This window comes from Nocardiopsis trehalosi NBRC 14201 (assembly GCF_001552555.1).
In the GTDB taxonomy this organism is placed as follows: Bacteria; Actinomycetota; Actinomycetes; order Streptosporangiales; family Streptosporangiaceae; genus Nocardiopsis_B; species Nocardiopsis_B trehalosi.
The window spans coordinates 39,871-60,868 of sequence record NZ_BCRK01000013.1 but is presented as its reverse complement, the minus strand read 5'-3'; the positions used below and the strand labels follow the sequence as shown (position 1 = coordinate 60,868).

The 20,998-nt window shown below is 73.2% G+C and carries 21 protein-coding genes and 1 tRNA gene; 10 read left to right on the top strand and 12 right to left on the bottom strand.

Going from position 1 to position 20,998, the window contains the following annotated elements:
- Positions 1 to 154 precede the first annotated feature (154 nt).
- The 8 genes from NT8_RS04335 to NT8_RS04300 all read right to left on the bottom strand — a co-directional run bounded on the left by NT8_RS04335 (position 155) and on the right by NT8_RS04300 (position 9,632).
- On the bottom strand, positions 155 to 409 hold the full coding sequence (locus NT8_RS04335; RefSeq protein ID WP_067964487.1) for a cell division protein CrgA: 255 nt from the start codon (positions 407 to 409) through the stop codon (positions 155 to 157).
- A 116-nt stretch (positions 410 to 525) separates the two neighbouring features.
- On the bottom strand, positions 526 to 2,334 hold the full coding sequence (gene pknB, locus NT8_RS04330) for a Stk1 family PASTA domain-containing Ser/Thr kinase (protein WP_067964485.1): 1,809 nt from the start codon (positions 2,332 to 2,334) through the stop codon (positions 526 to 528).
- A gap of 73 nt (positions 2,335 to 2,407) precedes the next feature.
- On the bottom strand, positions 2,408 to 3,904 hold the full coding sequence (locus NT8_RS04325; RefSeq protein ID WP_067964483.1) for a serine/threonine-protein kinase: 1,497 nt from the start codon (positions 3,902 to 3,904) through the stop codon (positions 2,408 to 2,410).
- A complete protein-coding gene (locus NT8_RS04320; RefSeq protein WP_067964481.1) occupies positions 3,901 to 5,340 on the bottom strand; it encodes a peptidoglycan D,D-transpeptidase FtsI family protein in 1,440 nt (479 codons plus the stop codon). The genes NT8_RS04325 and NT8_RS04320 overlap by 4 nt, the downstream gene beginning before the upstream one ends.
- Positions 5,337 to 6,767 carry an FtsW/RodA/SpoVE family cell cycle protein gene (locus NT8_RS04315; protein WP_067964479.1) on the bottom strand — a complete coding sequence of 477 codons (1,431 nt, stop codon included), beginning with the start codon at positions 6,765 to 6,767 and terminating at the stop codon, positions 5,337 to 5,339. Before NT8_RS04315 ends, NT8_RS04320 begins: the two co-directional genes overlap by 4 nt.
- On the bottom strand, positions 6,768 to 8,150 hold the full coding sequence (locus NT8_RS04310; RefSeq protein WP_067964477.1) for a Stp1/IreP family PP2C-type Ser/Thr phosphatase: 1,383 nt from the start codon (positions 8,148 to 8,150) through the stop codon (positions 6,768 to 6,770).
- Complete coding sequence (locus NT8_RS04305; RefSeq protein WP_067964475.1) at positions 8,147 to 8,626, bottom strand: FHA domain-containing protein FhaB/FipA; 480 nt, start codon at positions 8,624 to 8,626, stop codon at positions 8,147 to 8,149. The genes NT8_RS04310 and NT8_RS04305 overlap by 4 nt, the downstream gene beginning before the upstream one ends.
- Before the next feature lie 244 nt (positions 8,627 to 8,870).
- Entirely contained in the window at positions 8,871 to 9,632 is a 762-nt protein-coding gene (locus NT8_RS04300) for an FhaA domain-containing protein (RefSeq protein WP_449406612.1), read from the bottom strand.
- Positions 9,633 to 9,882: 250 nt separating this feature from the next.
- On the opposite strand from NT8_RS04300, the gene NT8_RS04295 reads away from it, so the two are divergent.
- Positions 9,883 to 9,965 (top strand) — tRNA-Leu (locus NT8_RS04295).
- 170 nt (positions 9,966 to 10,135) lie between these two features.
- Complete coding sequence (locus NT8_RS04290; protein ID WP_067964471.1) at positions 10,136 to 10,747, top strand: TenA family protein; 612 nt, start codon at positions 10,136 to 10,138, stop codon at positions 10,745 to 10,747.
- Positions 10,748 to 10,757: 10 nt separating this feature from the next.
- Here NT8_RS04290 and NT8_RS04285 read toward each other — a convergent pair whose 3' ends face one another.
- On the bottom strand, positions 10,758 to 11,381 hold the full coding sequence (locus tag NT8_RS04285) for an SSI family serine proteinase inhibitor (RefSeq protein WP_369406282.1): 624 nt from the start codon (positions 11,379 to 11,381) through the stop codon (positions 10,758 to 10,760).
- A gap of 14 nt (positions 11,382 to 11,395) precedes the next feature.
- Here NT8_RS04285 and NT8_RS04280 point away from each other — a divergent pair, with 14 nt between their 5' ends.
- The 7 genes from NT8_RS04280 to pheA all read left to right on the top strand — a co-directional run bounded on the left by NT8_RS04280 (position 11,396) and on the right by pheA (position 17,390).
- Positions 11,396 to 11,728: a rhodanese-like domain-containing protein gene (locus NT8_RS04280; protein WP_067964467.1), complete on the top strand. Its 333-nt coding sequence runs from the start codon at positions 11,396 to 11,398 to the stop codon at positions 11,726 to 11,728.
- Positions 11,729 to 11,806: 78 nt separating this feature from the next.
- On the top strand, positions 11,807 to 13,723 hold the full coding sequence (locus NT8_RS04275; RefSeq protein WP_067964465.1) for a PAS domain S-box protein: 1,917 nt from the start codon (positions 11,807 to 11,809) through the stop codon (positions 13,721 to 13,723).
- Between the two features lie 230 nt (positions 13,724 to 13,953).
- The gene (locus tag NT8_RS04270) at positions 13,954 to 14,436 is read left to right on the top strand and encodes an ATP-binding protein (RefSeq protein ID WP_084468635.1); all 483 of its coding nucleotides are present in this window, start codon (positions 13,954 to 13,956) and stop codon (positions 14,434 to 14,436) included.
- Positions 14,437 to 14,539: 103 nt separating this feature from the next.
- On the top strand, positions 14,540 to 14,899 hold the full coding sequence (locus tag NT8_RS04265) for an STAS domain-containing protein (RefSeq protein ID WP_084468634.1): 360 nt from the start codon (positions 14,540 to 14,542) through the stop codon (positions 14,897 to 14,899).
- Between the two features lie 10 nt (positions 14,900 to 14,909).
- Positions 14,910 to 15,749: a glycosyltransferase family 2 protein gene (locus tag NT8_RS04260; protein WP_067964461.1), complete on the top strand. Its 840-nt coding sequence runs from the start codon at positions 14,910 to 14,912 to the stop codon at positions 15,747 to 15,749.
- Between the two features lie 16 nt (positions 15,750 to 15,765).
- The gene (locus NT8_RS04255; RefSeq protein WP_176579677.1) at positions 15,766 to 16,293 is read left to right on the top strand and encodes a DUF4446 family protein; all 528 of its coding nucleotides are present in this window, start codon (positions 15,766 to 15,768) and stop codon (positions 16,291 to 16,293) included.
- Positions 16,294 to 16,442: 149 nt separating this feature from the next.
- A complete protein-coding gene (pheA, locus tag NT8_RS04250) occupies positions 16,443 to 17,390 on the top strand; it encodes a prephenate dehydratase (protein ID WP_067964459.1) in 948 nt (315 codons plus the stop codon).
- Positions 17,391 to 17,435: 45 nt separating this feature from the next.
- On the opposite strand, the gene NT8_RS04245 is transcribed toward pheA, so the two are convergent.
- Positions 17,436 to 17,636 (bottom strand): hypothetical protein, encoded by a 201-nt coding sequence (locus tag NT8_RS04245; protein ID WP_067964457.1) that lies wholly within the window; start codon positions 17,634 to 17,636, stop codon positions 17,436 to 17,438.
- A 206-nt stretch (positions 17,637 to 17,842) separates the two neighbouring features.
- Between NT8_RS04245 and serS the strand changes: the two genes are divergently transcribed.
- Complete coding sequence (serS, locus tag NT8_RS04240; protein ID WP_067964455.1) at positions 17,843 to 19,114, top strand: serine--tRNA ligase; 1,272 nt, start codon at positions 17,843 to 17,845, stop codon at positions 19,112 to 19,114.
- 66 nt (positions 19,115 to 19,180) lie between these two features.
- On the opposite strand, the gene NT8_RS04235 is transcribed toward serS, so the two are convergent.
- Entirely contained in the window at positions 19,181 to 19,717 is a 537-nt protein-coding gene (locus NT8_RS04235; protein WP_067964453.1) for a bacterial proteasome activator family protein, read from the bottom strand.
- A gap of 39 nt (positions 19,718 to 19,756) precedes the next feature.
- Positions 19,757 to 20,740 (bottom strand): NAD(P)H-quinone oxidoreductase, encoded by a 984-nt coding sequence (locus NT8_RS04230; protein ID WP_067964451.1) that lies wholly within the window; start codon positions 20,738 to 20,740, stop codon positions 19,757 to 19,759.
- Positions 20,741 to 20,998 lie beyond the last annotated feature (258 nt).

Below are 20,998 nucleotides of genomic sequence, written 5' to 3'. Positions count from 1 at the left end.
GGGGCGGGACCGGTCGGTCCCGCCCCGCCGTCGTCCGAGGTGGCCAGGGGTATGTCGAACACAGCTACCCACAGTCTGTGGATAACTCTGTGGATACCGCTGCCGCGAGTTGTGGATAACTAGTCGGAAACCGCTCCGACCTGGGAAAACGCGCTCAGTGCCAGCGTGTGGACAAGATGACGCAGATGATGATGCCGCCGAACCCGATGGCCAGGTTCCAGTTCCCGAGGTCCTGCATGTAGGGGATCATCGCGCCGGCGATGTAGTACACCGCGATCCACAGGATGCCGAGGAGGCCGAAGGCGATCATGGTCGGGGCCAGCCAGCGGGGGCTGACCTTCGGCTTCGCCGCCGAGGGCGGCGGCGTGTAGACGGCCTTCTTCTTGCGATCGTTGCGGGATTTGGGCACGGTCGCTGCTCCAAAACGATTCGGCCGGAACTGAGGCGTGACGAGTGCACCAGTCTACGCCTCAGCGGGGGGCTGCGGGACCCGCACCGGCCGGATCGGCCGGTGCGGGGTCACGGTCAGTCGTCGCTGTCCCACCAGTCGCGGTCCTGGGAGTTGTCGCTCCCGGGCGGCCACGGGATGCCCGAGGGCCACCCCGGCGGCGGCGACTCCTCACCGCCGCCCGGCGGCGGCTCGCTGGACGCCGGCGGGCTCTCCTGCGGCTGCCGGGCGAGGACCACGGTGACGGACGACCCGGGGTCGACCTGGGAGTCGGGACCCGGGTCCTGCCGGATGACCCGGCCGGCCTCCTGGTCGCTGTCCTCCTCGGTGAAGTTCGCGCTCAGCCCGGCGTCCTCCAGCGCGGAGGCGGCCTCGTCGCGGGTCATCCCGTTCAGGTCGGGCACCGCGACCTGCCTGGCCCCGCTGGACACGACGAGGTTGATCCGGCTGCCCGGATCGGCCGACTGCCCGCCCGGCGGGTCGGTCCGGATGACCTGCCCCTCCGGGTAGGAGTCGGACTCCTCCTCGGAGGTGTCGCCGATCTCGAACCCGGCCTCCTCCAGCGCCTGCGTGGCGCTGTCGACGTCCTGGCCGACGACGTTGGGGATCTCCTGCGAGCCCGGGCCGGAGGACACCACGATGGTGATCTCGCGGTCGGCGGTGACGGACTCCCCCGCGGCGGGGTCGGTCTCGATGACCTCGCCCTCGGGGACGTCGTCGCTGTTCTCCTCGCGCGCCTCGGGCGCGACGTTGGTGAACTCCGCGGCCTCCAGCTCCTGGCGGGCCTCGTCCTCCGACTGGCCCGAGACGTCGGGGATCTCCATCTCGTCGGCCGGGGACTGCAGGAACAGCAGCCAGACGACGAACGCCAGCGCCGCCACGACGGCCGCCCCCAGCGCCACCCACAGGGCGGTGCGGGACCCGCGTCGGTCGCGGTCGTCGTCGTAGTCGTCGTAATCGTCGTAGTCGTCCCGCCGGTCCTGGACGGGCGGCAGGGTGGTGGTGGCCCCGGCCGCGGCGATGGCCATGGTGCCGGCCTGCGTGGGCATCCCCTGGAGCCCCCGCTGGATGTCCTGGCGCATCTCCTCGGCGGTCTGGTACCGCTGCTCGCGGTCCTTGGTCATGGCCCGCAGGACGACGCCCTCGAGCCACTGCGGGACCTCGGGGTCGATCTGGGACGGCGGGACCGGGTCCTCGCGCACGTGCTGGTAGGCGATCGACACCGGGGAGTCGCCGGTGAACGGCGGCCGGCCGGTCAGCAGCTCGTAGAGCACGCAGCCGGTGGAGTAGATGTCGCTGCGGGGGTCGACGCGCTCGCCGCGGGCCTGCTCGGGCGAGAGGTACTGCGCCGTGCCGATGACCTGGGAGGTCTGGGTCATCGTCGCCTGGTTGTCGTCCATCGTCCGCGCGATGCCGAAGTCCATCACCTTGACCTCGGCCTGCCGGGTCAGCATGACGTTCGCCGGCTTGATGTCGCGGTGCACGATGCCGTTGCGGTGGCTGTACTCCAGCGCCCGCAGGATGCCGTCGGTGATCTCGGCGCAGCGCTCGGGCAGCAGCGGCCGGTTGTCGTCGAGCAGCTCCTTGAGCGTGCGCCCGTCGACGAACTCCATGACGATGAACGGGATGGAGACACCGTCGACCATGTCCTCGCCGGTGTCGTACACCGCGATGATCGAGGGGTGGTTCAGCGACGCCGCCGACTGGGCCTCGCGCCGGAACCGCGCCTGGAAGATGTGGTCGCGGGCGAGGTCGTGGCGGAGCGTCTTGACGGCGACCAGCCGGTCGAGGCGGAGGTCTCGGGCGCGGAAGACCTCGGCCATGCCGCCCCGCCCGATGACGCCGTCGAGCTCGTAGCGGCCGCCGAGTAGCCGTGGCTGAGACATGTCGTGAACTGTTCCTCGTATCTCCGCGGTGGCCCGGGGCCACCTGGCGAGTGGTGGGTCTGGTACCGCCTGGCTACGCTTCCCCCGCGTCGTCCTGGTTGCCGTTGCCGTTGCCGTTGCCGTTCTCGTTGCCGTTCCCCGGGGGAGGCTCCTCCCCCTCGTTCGGCGGGTCGGGCTGCTCGCCCGGTCCGCCGGTGGGTTCGCCGGTGGGCGTGTCGCCCGTGGGTTCGCCGGAGGGCTCGGCCGGGACCTCGGTGGAGGGTTCGGGGCTCACGGTGTCCGTGCCGCCGTCGGGCGGCGGTGCCTCGTACCCGGTCTCCTGGTCCTGCGGGGTGGAGGGCGCGGTGTCGGGGCTCGCCGGGGCGGAGCTGCTGGGCTGGTCGTCCGGCTGGGGGTTGCCGACGTTCTCGCCCTCCTGGGGCGCGCCGCCCCACAACCGGCCGGCCATCGCCACCCCCACCACCAGGACCACCGCCGCGGCGACGGCGGCCAGGACCACCGGCAGGCTCGGCCGCTTCCGCGAGGACTCGCGGCCCACCCTATCGGAGTAGGGCGCGCCGTCCGGGGACGACGCGGGACTTGCGGTGGAACGTCCCGGGGACGTGGGCGGAATGGCCTCGGGCTGGGTGGAGACCCCGGCCGCGGCGGCGCCCGCCACCATGGTGTGGGCGGCGTCGGTGAGGTCCATCGCGGTGGTGGCGCCGCCGAGGGCGGGGCCGATGCCGGCGCGGAGCTGCTGCGCCAGGCGGGCGACCTCGCCCGCGGACTCGGGCCGGTCGTCGGGCGACTTCTCCAGCAGGCGGGCCACGAGCTCGGCGATCTGCGGCGGCACGGAGCCGGGCAGCGGCGGCGGGGGCTCGCGGGTGTGCGCGAGCGCCAGCGCCAGCGGCGTGTCGGCGGTGAACGGCGGCCGCCCCGCGAGGCACTCGTAGGCCACCACGCCGAGCGCGTAGATGTCGGAGGCGAACGTGGCCGGGCGGCCGGACGCCTGCTCCGGCGAGATGTACTGCGCCGTGCCCATGACCATGCCGGTCTGGGTGAGGGTCACCGACTCGTTGCCGCGGGCGATGCCGAAGTCGGTGAGCTTGACCGTGCCGTCCTCGGTGACGAGCAGGTTGCCCGGCTTGATGTCGCGGTGGACCACCCCGCGCGCGTGCGCGGCGGCGAGCGCCGCCGCCGACTGGGCGACGACGTCGAGCGTGACGCCCGGCTCCAGCCCGTCGTTGCGCCGCAGGATGGACGACAGCGGCTCGCCGGGGACCAGCTCCATGATGAGGTAGGCGCGGTCGTCCTGCTCGCCGTAGTCGAAGACCTGGGCGATGCCCGGGTGCGACAGCCCCGCGGTGATCCGGCCCTCGGTGCGGAACCGCTCGCGGGCGGTGGGCTCGGCCATCTGCGCGGGGTGCAGCAGCTTCACGGCGACCGGCCGGTTGAGCAGGGTGTCGTTGGCCCGCCACACGGTGCCCATGCCGCCGGAGCCGATCTGCTCCTGGAGCTCGTAGCGGTCGCTCAGGACCACGCCCGCGAGGTCGCTCCCGGGGCCTCGGCCGCCCTCGTCGTTCGCGCTCACTCGTTGATCACTGCCTCCATGATCCCCTTCGCGATCGGCGCGGCGAGGGTGCCGCCGCTGCCGCCGCCGTGCTCGACCACGACCGCGACGGCGACCTGCGGGTCGTCGGCGGGCGCGAAGGAGATGAACCAGTTGTGGGTCGGCCCGCTGGCGGTCTCGGCGGTACCGGTCTTGCCGGCCACCTGGATGCCGGGGATGGCACCGCTGGTGCCGGACCCCTCGTCGCCCTCGGTCACGCCGATCATCATCTCGGTGAGGTCGTCGGCGGTGGAGCCGCTGACGGCCGTGGTGAGGACGTCGGGGCTGGCGGACTCGATCTCGGACAGGTCGGACGCCCGCACGGACTCGACCAGGTACGGGGTCATGACGTCGCCGTCGTTGGCGACGCCGGCGGCCACCATGGCCATCTGCAGGGGGGTGGCCTCGACGTTGGACTGGCCGATGCCGGAGCGGCCCAGGATGTTGGGGTCGGTCTCGACCGGGGCCAGGCTCTCGGTGACGGGCACCGGGATGCCGGGGATCTCGGTGTTGAATCCGAACGCGGTGGCCTGGTCGGTCATGGCCTGGCCGCCGAGCTCGATCGCCCAGTTGGCCATCGAGGTGTTGCAGGAGATTTCGATGGAGTGCGCGAGCGAGTCGGGGGACCCGCCGTTGCACGGGCCGCCGAACGCGTTCGGCAGCGGGGCGCCGAGGTCCAGGGTCTCGGGGGCGTCGATGGTGGACTCGGGGGTCTCCCCGGCCTCCAGCGCGGCCGCCGCCGTGACGATCTTGAACGTCGACCCCGGCGGGTAGCGCTCGTTGAGGCCCCGGTTGAGCAGCGGCTGCTGCTCGTCGGTCTCCAGGTCGGTCCACGCCTCGCCGGCCGCCTCGGTCTCGGTGACGCTGGCGACCGAGTTGGGGTCGTAGGTGGGGCTGGAGAACGAGGCGAGCACGGCGCCGGTGGACGGGTCGAGCGCGACCGCGGCGCCGTTCTGGCCCAGGGCCTCGAACCCGTCCATGGCGGCCTGCTGGGCGCCCTCGTGGATGGTGAGCTGGACGCTCGCGCCCTGCGGCTCCTCGCCGGTCAGCATGTCGAGGAAGTTGCCCACGGCGAGCTGCTCGTCGTCGCCGTTGAGCAGCGCGTTCTCGGTCTGCTCGATACCGGTGGAGCTGCCCGCCCGGAACGCGCCGGTGACCGGGGCGTAGAGCGGGCCGTTCTCGTAGACGCGCTGGTACTGCTCGCTGTCGCCGCCGACGGGCTCGGAGTAGGCGACCTCCTGGTTGCCGACGAGGATGGCGCCGCGCGCCTGGTTGAGGCTGTCGACGAACTGGCGCCGGTTGTACTCGTGCTCGCGCAGGTGGTCGGCCTGGAACGCCTGGATCCAGGTGACGTTGAGCAGCAGCACGCCGAACAGGGCCATGGCGAAGACGGCGAGGCGGCGGATGGGCTTGTTCATCGGGAGATCACCTGGGTCGCGCCCTCGTCCTGGATCGCCTGCGGCGCGGGTTTGCGCGCGTTGTTGCTCATCCGCATCAGCAGGGCGAGCATCACCCAGCTCGACAGCAGGGCCGAACCGCCCTTCGCGACGAACGGGATGGTCGCACCGGTCATCGGGATGACCCGGGTGACCCCGCCGATGACGACGAAGGTCTGGAAGGCCAGCAGGAAGGAGATGCCGGAGGCGAACATCTTGATGAAGAGCTCCTTGGAGGCGAGCGCGATGCGCATGCCGCGCTCGACCAGCAGGGCGAGCGCCATCAGCATCACCATGACGCCGGTCAGGCCGAGCTCCTCACCGAACGCGGAGAAGATGAAGTCGTTCTGCACCTCGGGCACGTAGGCGGGCTTGCCGCCGCCCATGCCGGCGCCGGTCATGCCGCCCTCGGCCATGGCGAACAGGCCCTGGACGAGCTGCTGGCTGTTGCCGGCGGTCTGGCAGAACGCCTCGGGGTCGTTGAGGTACTGGTCGGTGCAGTACACGTCCGGCCGGAACGCGTCGAGCCAGGTGACCATGCGGACCCGGAAGTGCGGCACGAACGGGTACAGGGCGGCGCAGGCGCCGAAGAACGCGGCCAGCCCGATGATGATCCACGACGACCGCTGCGTGGCGACGTAGATCATCGCGAGGAACGTGCCGAACAGCAGCAGCGACGTGCCGAGGTCGTTCATCAGGATGACGAGCACGATGATGCAGAAGCCCCACATGACGGCCATGGGGGCGGTGTCGCGCATCCGCGGCAGGTCGAGCACCTTGAAGCGGCCGACCTTGATCTGCCGGCTGGCCAGCGCGAGCACGTCGCGCTTGGTCACCATGTACCCCGACAGGAAGATGACCAGGGCGATCTTGGCGAACTCCGACGGCTGCAGCGAGGTGAATCCGAGGCTGATCCACTGCCGGGCGCCGTTGATGGTCTGGCCCAGGCCGGGGATCAGCGGGAGCAGCAGCAGGAACACCGCGCCGATCGCCATGAGGTAGGGGTAGCGCTGCAGCGTGCGGGGTTCCTTGAGGAAGAACACGATGCCCGCGAACACCGCCATGCTGGCCGCGGTGAGGATGAGCTGGTTCATCGCGCTGCCGCCGGAGGTGTCCCCGGTGGCCTCGTACAGCCGCCACAGCATCGCGATGCCCAGGCCGTTGAGCAGGGTGGCCAGGGGCAGCAGCAGCGGGTCGGACCAGGGCGCGAAGAACCGGATGAAGAAGTGCGCGAGGACGGCCAGGCCGCCGAACAGCATGCCGTAGAGGAACAGGCTGGGCGGCATCTCGCCGTTGCGGGTCAGGCCCGCCTCGATCATGGCGAACAGCGTGATGGCGATCGCGAACAGCGTCATCACGAGCTCGGCGTTGCGCCGTTTGACCGGCGGCAGTGCGGTGGGCGCCTCCATCTACTCCCCTCCGGTGGTCTCGGGGGCCGTGCCGGCGCCGGCGGTGCCGGGCGTGGCCTCGGCGCCGTCCTGCCGGGGCTCCTGCTCCTGGGCGCCGCCCGGCAGCCCGCACGACTCGGGGTCGGCGGCGCACTCGTCGGCCCGCTGGCGCAGCTCGGCCACGCGCGTGTCGGCCTGGCCGGTCTGGTCGGAGCCCTCGAACGTGATGGTGCCGGTGACGGCGGCGCGCTCGGTCTCGGGCAGGCCGTCGAGGGGGATGCCGGTGTCCTCGACCTGCTCGGCGAGGCGGTAGCCGGCGACGTCGTCGTCGATGCCCCGGAAGACGGCGACGTTCTCGCCGTTCTCGGAGGGGCCGATGAAGTACTGGCTGTTCAGGTAGCGCGAGCCGAAGTAGTAGCCGGCCCCGGCGAGGAGCGCGACGACCACCAGGAAGGTGACGACCATCGGCCACCACCGGCGGGTGCGGACCTCGGGGGTGTCGTCGTCGGGCTCGGGCGTGTAGCCGGGGACCCGGTCCATCTCGGCGGTGTCGCCGCCGCCGGGGCGGTTGAGGCCCTGCGCCCGGCCGGCCGGGGTGTCGGGGGTCATCAGCGGCTCGCGGCGCTGGTCGGCCGCTCCGACGACCGACGGCGCCTGGGTGGGGCCCTGCGGGTCGGTCGCGGTGTCGATGACGTCGGCCACGACCGCGGTGATGTTGTCGGGGCCGCCGCCGCGGTTGGCGAGGTCGATGAGCCGGCGGGCGACGGCGTCGACGCTGAGGTCGCTCGCGAGCGTGTCGCGGATGGTCTCCGTGCTGACGACCCCGGAGAGGCCGTCGGAGCAGAGGAGGTAGCGGTCGCCGACGCGGGCCTCGCTGATGGAGACGTCGGGGTCGACCTGGCTGCGGCCGTCGAGGGCGCGGAGCAGCAGGGACCGCTGGGGGTGGGTGGCGACCTCCTCCTCGGTGATCTTGCCCTCGTCGACGAGGGTCTGCACCAGGGTGTGGTCGTGGGTGATCTGGCCGAACTCGTCGCCGCGCAGCAGGTAGGCGCGGGAGTCGCCGACGTGGATCATGGCCACCCGCGCGCCCGACCACAGCATGGCGGTCAGGGTGGTGCCCATGTTCTCCAGCCGGGGCTCCTCGCGGACCCGCTGGGCGAGGGTGGTGTTGGCCTGCTCGACGGCCTGCTGGAGCGAGCCGACCATCTGCTCGGCGCCCGGCACGTCGTCGTCGAGCGGCATGAGGGTGGAGATCGCGATGGCGCTGGCGATCTCGCCGCCGGCGTGCCCGCCCATCCCGTCGGCGACCGCGAGGAGGTACGGGCCGGCGTAGGCGGAGTCTTCGTTGCCTTCGCGGAGGCATCCTACGTCGGAGTACGCCGCGTATCGGAGAGCGATTGTCATTTGCGCAGTTCCAGGACGGTCTTGCCGATGCGGATGGGCTGCCCCACCGTGATGGGCTGGGGGCGGGTCAGGCGCTGCTGACCGAGGTAGGTGCCGTTCGTCGACCCGAGGTCCTCGACGACCCACCGGCCGTTGTCCGAGAAGATGCGGGCGTGCCGGCCCGACGCGTAGTCGTCGTTGATGACCAGCGTGGCGTCCTTGGCCCGGCCGATGACGATGGGCTGGGAGGAGAGGTTGAGGGTGGTGCCGGTGAGCGGGCCCTTGGTCACGACGAGGGCGCGGGGCTCGTTGCGGCGGCCGCGGGGCGCCTTGGGGGCGGGGGCGCGCCGGGGTTCGGCGGAGCGCTTACTGCGCCCGCTCTTGGACTTCACGGGGCCGAGGAGGTCGGTGCGGATCACTCCGACCGCCATGATCACGAACAGCCACAGCACCCCGAGGAACGTGATCTTGATGAGCATGAGGGTCAAGTCGGACATTGAACTGCTCTTCAGCCCCTGTCGTGTTCCGGCGGGGTGGCGGCCATCGGCGCCGCCACGCGTCTACTCGGCGTCGAACCCTAATGGATGGTGTCGGAAAAGCCCGACGAACTCAATGGAAGGGCCGTCGAGCTCGGTACCGCGGGGCTTCCTCTCCTGGGGGGCGGGCGACGAGATCCGTGGGGTCCGGCGTGCTTGCCCCCTGAGACGCCAGGAGGGCGGGTTTGGTTGCGGCCGCGCGGGGTCAGTCCCGGCGGAAGGTCATGGTGGTGCGGCCGAGGCTGATGCGGGTGCCGTCGACCAGGCGGGCGCGCTTCACCTGCTGGCCGTTGACGAAGGTGCCGTTGGTGGAGTTCAGGTCGATGAGGGCGGCCTCGTCGCCGTCGATGCGGATCTCGGCGTGGTGCCGGGAGACCCCGTTGTCGACCAGGCGGAGGTCGCAGTCGGTGCCGCGGCCCAGCATGGTGACCTGGGCGTTGAGCTCGAACGACTGCTGCTGCCCGTGGCTCGCCGAGGTGCCCTCGGTGACCGCGCCCCCGGGGGAGATGAGCAGCCGCGGCCGGCCGGGCGCCTGCGGCGACGCGTGCGCGACGTGGTTGGGCTCCTGGCGGATCTCGCCGCCTTCGAGGGTGGTGCCGCGCACCACCCCGGAGCGGATGCGGAACCGGCCGGTCTGCAGGTCGTTCTCTGCGGTGAAGTTGACCTTCACCGGGCCGACGAACGAGTAGCCCTGCTCGGTGGCGTAGTCGCGGGCCAGTTTCGCGAGCTCCTGGCCGATGCTGTCGGCCAGGGCGTCGAGCCGGCCCTTGTCGTCGACGGCCAGCTCGACGACGAAGTCGTTGGGTACCAGGGTGCGGCCCTGGGCGACGATCGCGGCGCGCTCGTCCATTTCGCGTTGCACGGCGCTGGCGATCTCGACGGGCTGCAGCTCCGACTTGAAGGCCCGCGCGAAGGTGCCTTCGATCATGCCTTCAAGCCTGCGCTCGAAGCGTTGGAGCACTCCCACGAGGTACCTCCCTTACTCCACTCCCGATGTACAGACGATCGTAACCGGGTAATCGTGCCCTTGGTTTCACGCGCACGCGTCGGCGCCCGGAACCGGTGTCCGGCGCGCCCGGGAGGCAGGCGCGCGGGGCGGCGGAAACGGGTGCGCGACCGGTGTCGCGACCGTGCTAGCCTTGTCTCTGTCGCCAGCCGGACGGGCCGGGAAACCGGATCGCCCAGGAGCGGTGGCACCACAACTCTATATGTCACTCGGGCGGGTGGCGGAACGGTAGACGCGCACGGTTCAGGTCCGTGTGTCCGAAAGGATGTGAGGGTTCAAATCCCTCCTCGCCCACGGGGACCGTGGTCCACGATCACCTCCCGCAGTATCTGTCGAGCCCCGGCGCAACGCGCCGGGGCTCGCGTCGTCTCCGGCGTCATCCCTACCCGCCGCGCGCCGGTTCATCCCCCGGTGCGGCACCGGCCGCCTCCGGCCACCCGGGTGCCGCGTGTCACACTTTGCGCGTGAGACTCAGCGAACGCCTGCACGCGGCCGGCCGGCCCCTGGTCGACGCCCAGCTCGCCCACCCCACCGTCGCCGGCATCTCCCGCGGCGACCTGCCCGAGCGCGTCTTCCGGTCCTGGCTGGAACAGGACCACCTCTACCTCCTCGACTACGTGCGGGTGTTCGCGCGGCTCGCCTGGCAGGCGCCGCCGCACCACCTGGGCACGCTGGTCGACCTCGCGCACTCGACGCTGCACGAGGAGCTGGCCCTGCACCGGTCGCTGGCGGCGGAGTTCGGCGCCGACCTGGAGGGCGCGGCCAAGGGCCCGGCGTGCGCGGCGTACACGGCGTGGCTGCTGGAGTCGGCGGCCGACTACGCCGACGGCCTCGCCGCGATGTACCCGTGCATGTGGGGGTACTCGACGCTGGGCCGGGAGCTGGCGGCCCGCCCGGCGCCGGCCGACCCGCGCTACCGCCGGTGGATCGAGACCTACGCCGACCCCGGCTTCGTCGAGCTGACCGAGGTGTTCGCCCGGATGATCGACGAGGCGGGGCCGGCGCCGGACCGCGCCGAGGAGCTGTTCGTCCAGGGCATGCGGCACGAGGTCGCGTTCTGGAGCGTCCCGCTGTGAGGCGGGGCGGTCACGGGGCCAGGACGGCGCCCATCTCCTCGTAGCGCTCCAGCTCGCAGCCGCCGGCCTTGGTGAACTCGGTGTCGACCTCGGTGCCGTCGACCCGCCCGGTGACGGTGGCGACCTCGGGGCCGCCGTGGATGTGGGTGCACACCTGGTCGTCGCCGACCTCGGCGAAGGCGTCGGTGCCGGCGTCCTCCAGGTCGGCGCAGGCGGCCTCGGGGTCGGGGTGGTCGCCGCCGACGGGCGCGCAGGTGAGCGTCCAGTCGGCGGGTTCGGCGGCGCCGGGGGCGGCGTCGTCCGCGACGTCGATGCGGATGGTCAGCTCGGTGGCGGGGTCGGTGCCGGCCGGGTCGGACCCGCCGTCCTCGTCGGCGCCGGGCGTGTCGGCGGAGGGGGAGCCCTCCGGGGACGCGGACGGCGCGGGGGATTCGGTCGTGGTCGGGGAGGTGCTGTCCTGCGGCGTCTGGACCCCGGTGGCGCCGCCACCGCAGCCCGCGACCAGGAGTGCCATGGCCGCGAGCGCTGCGGGGCGGACCAGCGCGGTCGCCGGGATGTGCGTGCGCATAACCTGTTCGACGCGGGGAGCCGGCAGCCGGTTCCCGATCGTCATGAACCAGGTACGCAACGTCATGCGAGGGGGTCCCGGTGTTCGGACAGAACGTGCCGGTGGTGGAGGTCAGCACGGTGCCCGACGGCGGGTACGTGCTCGACGTGCGCGAGCCCGACGAGTGGGCGGCCGGCCACGCGCCGGACGCCGTGCACATCCCGTTGGGCGAGCTGGGCCAGCGCGCCGGGGAGGTCCCGCGGGACCGGCAGGTCTACGTGGTGTGCCGGGTCGGCGGCCGCTCGGCGCAGGCGGTGCAGGCGCTGAACGACGCCGGGTGGCGGGCGGCCAACGTCGCCGGCGGCATGCAGGCGTGGGCGCTGTCGGGCCGCGCGATGGCCAGCGAGACGGGGGCGCCGCCGCAGGTGGTCTGACCGGGCGGGGAATCCGGACGGGACCGCTTTTGGGTAAAGGCGGGCCGCGCGACCGCGTACGGGTGGCACTATGACGACGTGGCCCCCGACCGTTCCCCTCTCAGCGCCGACGCCGTTCTCGCCAGTGCGGCGGACGCGGTCGTGGCCGTCGACCCCGCTCTGCGCGTGGCGGCCTGGAACCCGGCGGCCGAGCGGATGTTCGGGTGGTCGGCGGCCGAGATCCGCGGGCTGCCGCTGCCCATCGTGCCCGACGAGCTGATGGCCGAGTACCACGCCGTGCTCGAACGGGTCCGCGCGGGCGGCCCGCTGTCGATCGTGAGCCGGCGGCTGCGCCGCGACGGCTCGGCCATCGACGTCCGCATGGACACCAGCTGCCTGTACGGCGACGACGGCGGCGTCGCCGGGTGGGTGGCCGTGTTCCACCCGTACGAGGACGCGGGGACCGTGCGGTCGCACATGACCGAGCGCGCCCGGCTGGTGCGCCGGCTGACCGACGTCGTCGCCGACATCAACGCCGACCTCGACCTGGGCGCGGTGCTCGACCGCATCGCCCACAGCCTGACCGAGCTCACCGGCGCCGACGCCGGCGGGTTCGTGCTCATCGAGGACGACCGGCTGCGGCTGGTCAGCCTCACCCGGCTCTCGGCGCACCTGCGCGGCTACAGCGCGCCGCTGGCCTCCAGCCTCTTCGGCGAGCTGCTGCGCAGCGGCAAGACGGTGCTGCTGGCCACCGACGACACCCGCAGCCTGGACGACCTCATCTGGGCCGACCTCGACGGCCTGCACACCATCGCGCTGGGCGTGTCCAACGTGCAGGGCCGCCCCTACGGCGCCCTGTACGCGCTGTACAGCCGGCGCAAGGTGGGCCACGTCGAACTGGAGCTGCTGGAGCTGCTGGCCGCGCACGCGGGGGTGGCGCTCGGCAACGCCATGGCCTACCAGGAGATCGTGCGGCAGCGGGCGCACGAGCACGCGGTGGTCGACTCCAGCGCCGACGGCATCGCGGTCCTGGGCCGCAGCGGGCGGGTGCGCAAGTGGAACCGGTCGGCCGCCGAACTCACCGGCCTGTCCTTCGCCGAGGTCGTCGGGCGGCCGCCGCCGTTCCCGCTGCCGGCCCGGCAGGGCGAGAACGTCAAGCACCGGCTGGCGGGCGGCCGGTGGCTGGAGATCCTCGTCACCGACATCCCCGAGACCGGCGAGCGCGTGGTCGACTTCCGCGACATCAGCGAGGCCAAGGCGCTGGAGGAGGAGAAGGACCTCTTCCTGGCCACCGCCGGCCACGAGCTGCGGACGCCGATCACCGTGGTGCAGGGGTTCGCGAGCACGCTGGCACAGCGCTGGGACCAGCTCGACGAGGACGCCCGGCGGTCCGCGGTCGGCACGATCGCGGAGCGCTCGGCCACGCTGGCGCGGCTGGTCGAGAACCTGCTGCTGGGGTCGGCCGCGGCGGGCGGCGACCTCTCCTCGGGCGCCGCGCCGTTCGACCTGGCGCGGCTGCTGTGCGACACCACCGCCGCGTTCCGCCCGTTCTCCCCGCGGCACACCCTGCTGCTGGAGGTCCCCGAGCGGCTGCCGCGCGCGGTGGGCGACCCCGTGGCCACCGACGTCGTCATCGGGCAGCTGCTGGAGAACGCGTTCAAGTACTCGCCCGACGGCGGGCGGATCGTGGTGCGCGCCGCGGCCGACGGCGACCGGGTGGTCGTGACCGTCGACGACGAGGGGATCGGCATCCCCAAGGGCGATGAGGAGCGCGTGTTCGGCCGGTTCGTGCAGGGCGAGGCCGGCGACCGCCGCAGGTTCGGCGGGATCGGGCTCGGGCTCTACATCGTGCGCCGGCTGGCGCACGCCCAGGGCGGCGAGGTCACCGCCCACGCCCGGCACCCCCGTGGCACCCGCATGAGATTCACGTTACATCGGGCCGAACCGGGGGTGTCCGGAACGCCTGCGGCGCGGCCGGATGCGGACGCCGGTGGCACCTTTCACGACGCTGAGTAGGCATGACGGTGATGTTGCCCCTGCGTGACGTGTTTCCATGTGGACCGAACGGGGCATTTCGGCCCTGGCGGAGTCGCACACCAAGACTTTGCCGTTGACCGGCCAAGAGAATACGGGGCGAGATCGGACGCCGCGGGCGCGGCGAACGCTCCGGCGCTCCGCCGGTACACACGGGGGCGATCGGACGCGGGCGCCGGGGCGCCCGCCTCCGAGGAAGAGGAGATTAGGACGTGTCGAGGGCCGTACTGCTGCCACATGCGCCGGCGAGCGTGACCAGCGCGCGTCGGCACCTCTGCTCCGACCTGCACGCGTCCGGCCTCACGTCGGGCAAGGTCGACGACGCCGCGCTGATCCTGAGCGAACTGCTGAGCAACGCCCTGCGGCACGCCGCGCCGCTGCCCGCGCCCTACCCTCCCGGGTCGGTGCGGGTGTCGTGGGAGGTCGGCCGTTCCGTGGACGACCACGGGGGGTGGCTGGAGATCGCGGTGCAGGACGGGGGCGCCGAGACCCTGCCGCGCATCGCCCGGCCGTCGCTGTCGGCGCTGGGCGGGCGCGGGCTGGGCATCGTCCAGCACCTCGCCGCCAAGTGGGGCACCGAGGTCGACGACCGGACCACCACGGTCTGGGCCGTCCTGGAGGTCGTCCCGGACGAGGAGCCCGCCGCCGACGGCGCGGCGGTCCCGTGGCTCGACGCCATGGTGTCGCGCGCCTGAGTTCCCCGGTTCCGGCCGTTCCAATCCTGCGCACGCCGCCCGATGTGGCGAAACACCGCCGACGAGGTGGTCAGGCACCGCCGTGGCCGCTACAGTCACGAATGTGGAGTTGAAGATATCGAGTCGATCTCAGGACGATTGCGCGGTGGTCACCGTGCTCGGCGAGATCGACCTCTATACCGCACCGCAGTTGCACAGCGAGCTCGGCGCCGCGCTCGACGACGGGGCGCGCCGCCTCCTCGTCGACATGTCGCGGGTCGAGTTCTGCGATTCCACCGGGCTGAGCGTGCTGCTGTCGGCCATGAAGCGGGTCCGCGCGTCGGGCGGTGAGCTGGAACTCGTCGCGCCCAAGCCCGCGGTCCGCAAGATCCTCGTGGTCACCGGCCTCATCGACGTCTTCACCGTCCGCGACTCCACCGACGCGCTGCCGCTGGCGGCGGGGACCGGCGCGGGCACCACCTAGGAGCGCGGCCATGAGCCACGGGGAGCCCGGCGTCGCGGTCGTCATCGCGGCGAAGGACGAGCAGGAGCGCGTCGCCGCCACTGTGCGGGCCGCGAGCGGGTTGCCGGGCGTCGACCTGGTCGTGGTCGTCGACGACGGGTCGGCCGACTCCACCGCGGCGGTCGCCGCCGACGCCGGGGCGCGCGTGCTGCGGCACGGCCGCAACCGGGGCAAGGGCACCGCCATGGAGACCGGCGCCGAGGGCGTCCGGCTCATCGAGGCGGAGGCCGGGCCCGCCGCCCCCCGCCACCTGCTCTTCCTCGACGCCGACCTGGGCGACTCCGCGGCCGGCGCCGGTCCGCTCGTCACCCCGGTCCGCGCCGGCGGCGCCGACATGGCCATCGCCCTGTTCCCGGCCACCCGGATGCGGCTGGGCGGGCACGGGTTCGTCGTCCGGCTGGCCCGCGACGGCATCCGCCGCGCCACGGGCTGGGAGCCCGAGCAGCCGCTCAACGGGCAGCGGTGCATCACCCGGGCCGCCTTCGAGGCCGCCCGGCCGCTGGCCGCCGGGTTCGGTGTCGAGACCGGGCTCACCATCGACGTCCTGCGCGCCGGGTTCCGGGTGGTCGAGGTCGAGGTGCCGCTGGAGCACCGGGCCACCGGCACCGACCTGCGGGCGCAGTTGCACCGCGCGCGCCAGTTCGCCGACGTGGGCCGGGCGCTGGCGGCGCGCGAGCTGCGGCCCGCCCTCCGTAGGGGCGCCGGGCGGCTGCGGCGGGGCGCCGGCGACGCCGGAAGATCCGTTTCGCGGAAAATCGCGCAAAGTCGACGCAATAATAACGCTGCGTACCGCTCTGACGACCAGGCGTAGCAGTACGCTCGCTGGTGTGCTGACGACAACCCTTGCCGTGATCGGCGTGCTGGCGGGCCTGTGCGGAACCGCCCTCGGCTTCTGGGCGCTCACCCGCGCCCGGACCGCGGTCGGCGAGTGCCGCACCGCCGTCCAGCGCGCGCTGCCCGACACCGGGCTCGACCTGCGCGCCATCCGCGACGTCGCCGTGGTGCGCTACGACGCGCTGGAGGAGATGTCCGGCGCCCGCTCGTTCTCCCTGGCCATGCTCAACGCCGAGGGCGACGGGGTGGTGCTGACCTCCATCAACGGGCGCACCGAGTCCCGGACCTACGCCAAGATCATCGAGTGCGGGGGCGCCTCCGAGGCGCTGTCGCCCGAGGAGTACCGCGCCATCCGGGCGGCCCGCCTCGGCCAGGGCCCCGGCAACGTGCCCGCGCCGGACACCACCGAGGACGCCCCCGCGGTCAAGCCCGTCGGCGCCACCGCGCCCCCGCCGCGCCGGGGCGACGACGAGGCCGGCGCGACCGACGGGGCCCCCGACGTCCCCGAGGCCGCCACCTGACGGGCCGCACCGGACACGCCCGCGCCACGTGCCGCGGGCGCGCCCGCCGGGGGCGGCCCGCCGATCCGGGCCCCCGGCCGCTCACTCCCCGGCGCATCCGCCGCGTCACGCGCCGTCGCAGCGGCCCACCACCGGATAACCTGCGGGGTATGCCGAACCGCTACGCCTACCTCGGCCCCGAGGGCACCTTCACCGAAGCCGCCCTGCGGGCCCTCGCCCCCGACGCCCCCGCCGACGAGCTGCTGCCGTGCTCCGGGGTCGACGCGGTGTTCGCGGCGGTGCGCGGCGGGGCGGCCGACAGCGGCGTGGTGCCGCTGGAGAACTCCGTCGAGGGCGGCGTCTCCGCCACCATCGCCGAACTCGTCAACGGCGACCCCCTGCTGATCACCGCCGAGGTCGCGGTCCCGGTCGAGTTCACCCTGTTCGCCCGCGAGCACGTCGCGCTCGCCGACGTCAAGCGGGTCGCCACCCACCCGCACGCGCTGGCCCAGTGCCGCGGCTGGCTGGCCCGCCACCTCGCCGACGCCGAGACCCACACCGTGTCGTCCACCGCGGCCGCCGCCCAGGCGGTGGCCGAACCCGGCTCGCCCTACGACGCGGCCATCGCCGCCCGCATCGCCGGTGAGCGCTACGGCCTGGTGCCGCTGGCCGAGAACGTGGGCGACCGCGCCGACGCCGCCACCCGGTTCATCCGGCTGGCCCGGCCCGGCGCCCTCCCGGCGCCCACCGGCGCCGACCGCACCTCCCTCGTCGCGTTCCTCAGCGACGACCACCCCGGTGCCCTGGTCGAGCTGCTGAACCAGTTCGCCGTGCGCGGGGTCAACCTCACCCGGCTGGAGTCGCGGCCCACCGGCGACGGCCTGGGCCGCTACTGCTTCTGCCTGGACGCCGACGGCCACGTCGCCGACGCCCGGGTCGGCGAGGCCCTCATGGGCCTGCGCCGCATCTGCAAGGACGTCCGGTTCCTCGGCAGCTATCCGCGCGCCGACGCCGACACCGAACTCACCCCGTTCATGCCGACGCGCGGCACCACCAACGCCGACTTCCACGAGGCCGCGCAGTGGCTGGAGCGCATCCGCGCGGGCGGCGTCGCCTGACCCGCCGGGCCGGCCGCCCCCTCCGGCCGGCCGGCCCGGCCCCCGTCACGTCGCCACCAGCTCCCCGGCCGCGTCGGCCGCCTCCGCCAGCACCGCCCGCACCAGTTCCGCGCGCAGCGCCAGGTGCAGCGCCGTGTCCTCGGGCGCGATCCGGGCCAGTTCCTCCTGGGCGGCGGTCAGCTCCGCCGCCGTCATCGCCGCCAGCGGCTTGGCCGGCCAGCGGCCCTCCCCCGTCGTGGTCGCCATGGCGTCCCCCTCCGTCGTCTCCCCCTGGGCCCTCGGTCGGACCCATCGTCACGTAAAGAGACCGCCGCGTCACGGGACCATGACGCGGGTCCCGCGGATTTCCGCGGCGCCGCCCCGCCCGAGCCCGCCCGCCGGAGCCGGGCCGCGCGGGCGCCGCCGCCGCAAAGAGGTGTGTCCCGACGCCGCCGCACCGGTAACCTGCTGACGTGATCGACCTTCGTGCTCTTCGAGACGACCCTGACCGCCTGCGTGTCTCGCAGCGGGCCCGCGGCGAGGACGACGCCGTGGTCGACCGGCTGCTCGACCTCGACTCCCGGCGGCGCGCCGCGCTGTCGCGCTTCGAGAACCTGCGCGCCGAGCAGAAGAGCGTCGGCAAGTCCGTCTCGGCCGCCTCCCCCGAGGAGCGCGAGGGCCTGCTCGGCAAGGCCAAGGCGCTGGCGGCCGACGTCCGCGCGGCCGAGGCCGAGGCCGGCCGGCTCGCCACCGAACTCGACACCGTCCTCGCGGGCGTGCCCAACATCGTCGAGGACGGCGTGCCCGAGGGCGGCGTCGACGACTTCGCCGTCCTGGACACGGTCGGCACCCCGCGCGAGTTCGACTTCGCCCCGCGCGACCACCTCGAACTCGGCGAGCTGCTCGGCGCCATCGACACCGACCGCGGGGCCAAGGTGTCCGGCGCCCGCTTCTACTTCCTCACCGGGGTCGGCGCGCTGCTGGAGATGGGCCTGATGAACATGGCGGTGCAGCGCGCCGCCGCCAACGGGTTCACCCCCGTCGTCCCGCCCGTCCTGGTCAAGCCCGAGACCATGGAGGGCACCGGCTTCCTCGGCGCCCACGCCGACGAGGTCTACCACCTGCCCGGCGACGACCTCTACCTGGTCGGCACCAGCGAGGTCCCCCTCGCCGGCTACCACGCCGGCGAGATCCTGCCCGGCGACGCCCTGCCCACCCGCTACGCCGGCTGGTCCACCTGCTTCCGCCGCGAGGCCGGGTCCTACGGCAAGGACACCCGCGGCATCATCCGCGTCCACCAGTTCACCAAGGTCGAGATGTTCGTCTACACCCGGCCCGAGGACGCCCGCGAGGAGCACCTGCGGCTGCTCGGCTGGCAGCGCGAGATGCTCGACGCCCTCGAACTCCCCTACCGGGTCATCGACACCGCGGCCGGCGACCTCGGCACCAGCGCGGCCCGCAAGTACGACTGCGAGGCGTGGGTGCCCACCCAGGGCCGCTACCGCGAGCTCACCTCCACCTCCGACTGCACCGACTTCCAGGCGCGGCGGCTGAACATCCGCTACCGCGGCGAGGACGGCCGGCCGCGGTTCGCCGCCACCCTCAACGGCACCCTCGCGACCACGCGGTGGATCGTCGCCCTGCTGGAGAACCACCAGCAGGCCGACGGCTCCGTCGCGGTGCCCGAGGCGCTGCGGCCCTTCGTCGGCGGCCGCGAGGTGCTCCAACCCGTCGCCAAGAAGTAGCGCCACGCGCGGGGGCCGGGGTCGGACCCACCGTCCGCCCCGGCCCCCGCGCGCGGGCCGCTCCGCCTACAGGTAGGGGCCCGAGCCCGCCCGGCCCTGCTCCGGGTCGGGGCCGCCCGGCACCCCCGACGGCAGCGCCTTGCGCATGTTCTCCAGCTGCGCCCGCGCCGCCATCTGCTGGGCGAACAGCGTGGTCTGGATGCCGTGGAACAGCCCCTCCAGCCAGCCCACCAGCTGCGCCTGGGCGATGCGCAGCTCCGCGTCGCTGGGGGTCCCGCCGTCGGCGAACGGCAGGGTCAGCCGCTCCAGCTCCTCGGTCAGCTCGGGGGCGAGGCCGTCCTCCAGCTCCTTGATGGAGTTGGTGTGGATCTCCTTGAGCCGGGCCCGGCTGGCGTCGTCGAGCGGGGCGGCCTTCACCTCTTCGAGCAGCTGGCGGATCATGCTGCCGATGCGCATGACCTTCGCGGGCTGCTCCACCATCTCGCTCAGCGGGCGCTCCTCGGGCTCCCGTTCGTCGGACCCCTTGCCGCCACCCACGGTGGCGCCGCCGGGGCCCACGATGAGGACGTGCGGCTGCTCTGCTTCGTTCGGTCCGTTGCTCATTGAAACCCTCACCTTGAGGTGTCGCGAATCCCGGCGTTGTCAGACGGTGAGCACGATCTTGCCGACGTGCGCACTGGACTCCATGATGCGGTGGGCCTCGGCGGCCTCCCGCAGCGGAACCGTCCGGTCCACGATAGGCCGCACGGTGCCGTCCTCGACCAGCGGCCAGACGTGTTCGGCGACACCCGCCACGATCTCCGCCTTCTCCTCCACCGGCCGCGCGCGCAGCGTCGTGGCGTGCACCGACAGCCGCTTCACCAGCATCCGGCCGAGGTCCAGCTCGGCCGAACGGCCGCCCATGAGCCCGATGATCACCACCCGGCCGCCGACCGCCAGCGACCGCACGTTCGCGTCGAGGTAGGAGCCGCCCATGATGTCGAGGACGACGTCGGCGCCGGCCCCGCCGGTCTCCTCCTTGACGCGCGCGGCGAAGTCCTCCCGGTGGTAGTCGATGCCCACGTCCGCGCCCAGTTCCCGGCAGCGCTCCAGCTTCTCGGCGCTGCCCGCCGTCGTGATGACCCGGGCGCCGCGGGCGTGCGCGAGCTGGATGGCGAAGGTGCCGATCCCGCTGCCGCCCCCGTGGACGAGCAGGGTCTCGCCCGCCCGCAGCCGGCCGACCATGAACACGTTCGACCACACCGTCGCCGCCACCTCGGGCAGGGCGGCGGCCTCGGTCAGGGACACCCCGCGCGGAACGCGCAGGAGCTGGCCGACGGGGACGGCGACCCGTTCGGCGTATCCGCCGCCGCTGAGGAGCGCGCACACCTCGTCGCCGACCGACCAGCCGGAGTCCTCGGTGCCGGGGCCCAGGGCGGCGACGCGGCCCGAGCACTCCAGGCCCGGGTACTCCGAGGCGCCCTTCGGCGGCGGGTAGCTGCCCTGGCGCTGGTTGACGTCGGCCCTGTTCACGGCCGTCGCGGCGACGTCGACGAGGACCTCGCCGGGGCCGGGGACCGGGTCGGGTACCTCGGCGAAGGAGAGGACGTCGGCGGGACCGGGCTGGGTGATCACGATCGCGTGCATGATTCGACGCTACCCCCGCTGCGTCTGAGGTGGCAGGGGTCGACGGCCCTTCTCCCAACCGTTGTCGGCCGGTGGTGTCCGGCCTTGCAGTGGGGTCATATCTTTGTTGGCGGGAGGTCATGACAGCCGCACGTCCGGCCGGGGGCCCGCGAGACCAGCACGGGGGTCCGAGCCAGGAAACGGCAACCCGCGCACCCGAGCAAGCGTTTTGAGGAGAACCGCGTTGGCACAGAGAGAGCACGACGGTTCGGAGCATGC

Excerpts from the sequence above, each read along its gene's own strand:
- pknB (WP_067964485.1), bottom strand. The coding sequence starts at position 2,334 with ATGTCTCAGCCACGGCTACTCGGCGGCCGCTACGAGCTCGACGGCGTC.
- NT8_RS04320 (WP_067964481.1), bottom strand. The coding sequence starts at position 5,340 with ATGAACAAGCCCATCCGCCGCCTCGCCGTCTTCGCCATGGCCCTGTTC.
- NT8_RS04315 (WP_067964479.1), bottom strand. The coding sequence starts at position 6,767 with ATGGAGGCGCCCACCGCACTGCCGCCGGTCAAACGGCGCAACGCCGAG.
- NT8_RS04310 (WP_067964477.1), bottom strand. The coding sequence starts at position 8,150 with ATGACAATCGCTCTCCGATACGCGGCGTACTCCGACGTAGGATGCCTC.
- NT8_RS04305 (WP_067964475.1), bottom strand. The coding sequence starts at position 8,626 with ATGTCCGACTTGACCCTCATGCTCATCAAGATCACGTTCCTCGGGGTG.
- NT8_RS04285 (WP_369406282.1), bottom strand. The coding sequence starts at position 11,381 with ATGACGTTGCGTACCTGGTTCATGACGATCGGGAACCGGCTGCCGGCT.
- NT8_RS04260 (WP_067964461.1), top strand. The coding sequence starts at position 14,910 with ATGAGCCACGGGGAGCCCGGCGTCGCGGTCGTCATCGCGGCGAAGGAC.
- pheA (WP_067964459.1), top strand. The coding sequence starts at position 16,443 with ATGCCGAACCGCTACGCCTACCTCGGCCCCGAGGGCACCTTCACCGAA.
- NT8_RS04245 (WP_067964457.1), bottom strand. The coding sequence starts at position 17,636 with ATGGCGACCACGACGGGGGAGGGCCGCTGGCCGGCCAAGCCGCTGGCG.
- NT8_RS04235 (WP_067964453.1), bottom strand. The coding sequence starts at position 19,717 with ATGAGCAACGGACCGAACGAAGCAGAGCAGCCGCACGTCCTCATCGTG.
- NT8_RS04230 (WP_067964451.1), bottom strand. The coding sequence starts at position 20,740 with ATGCACGCGATCGTGATCACCCAGCCCGGTCCCGCCGACGTCCTCTCC.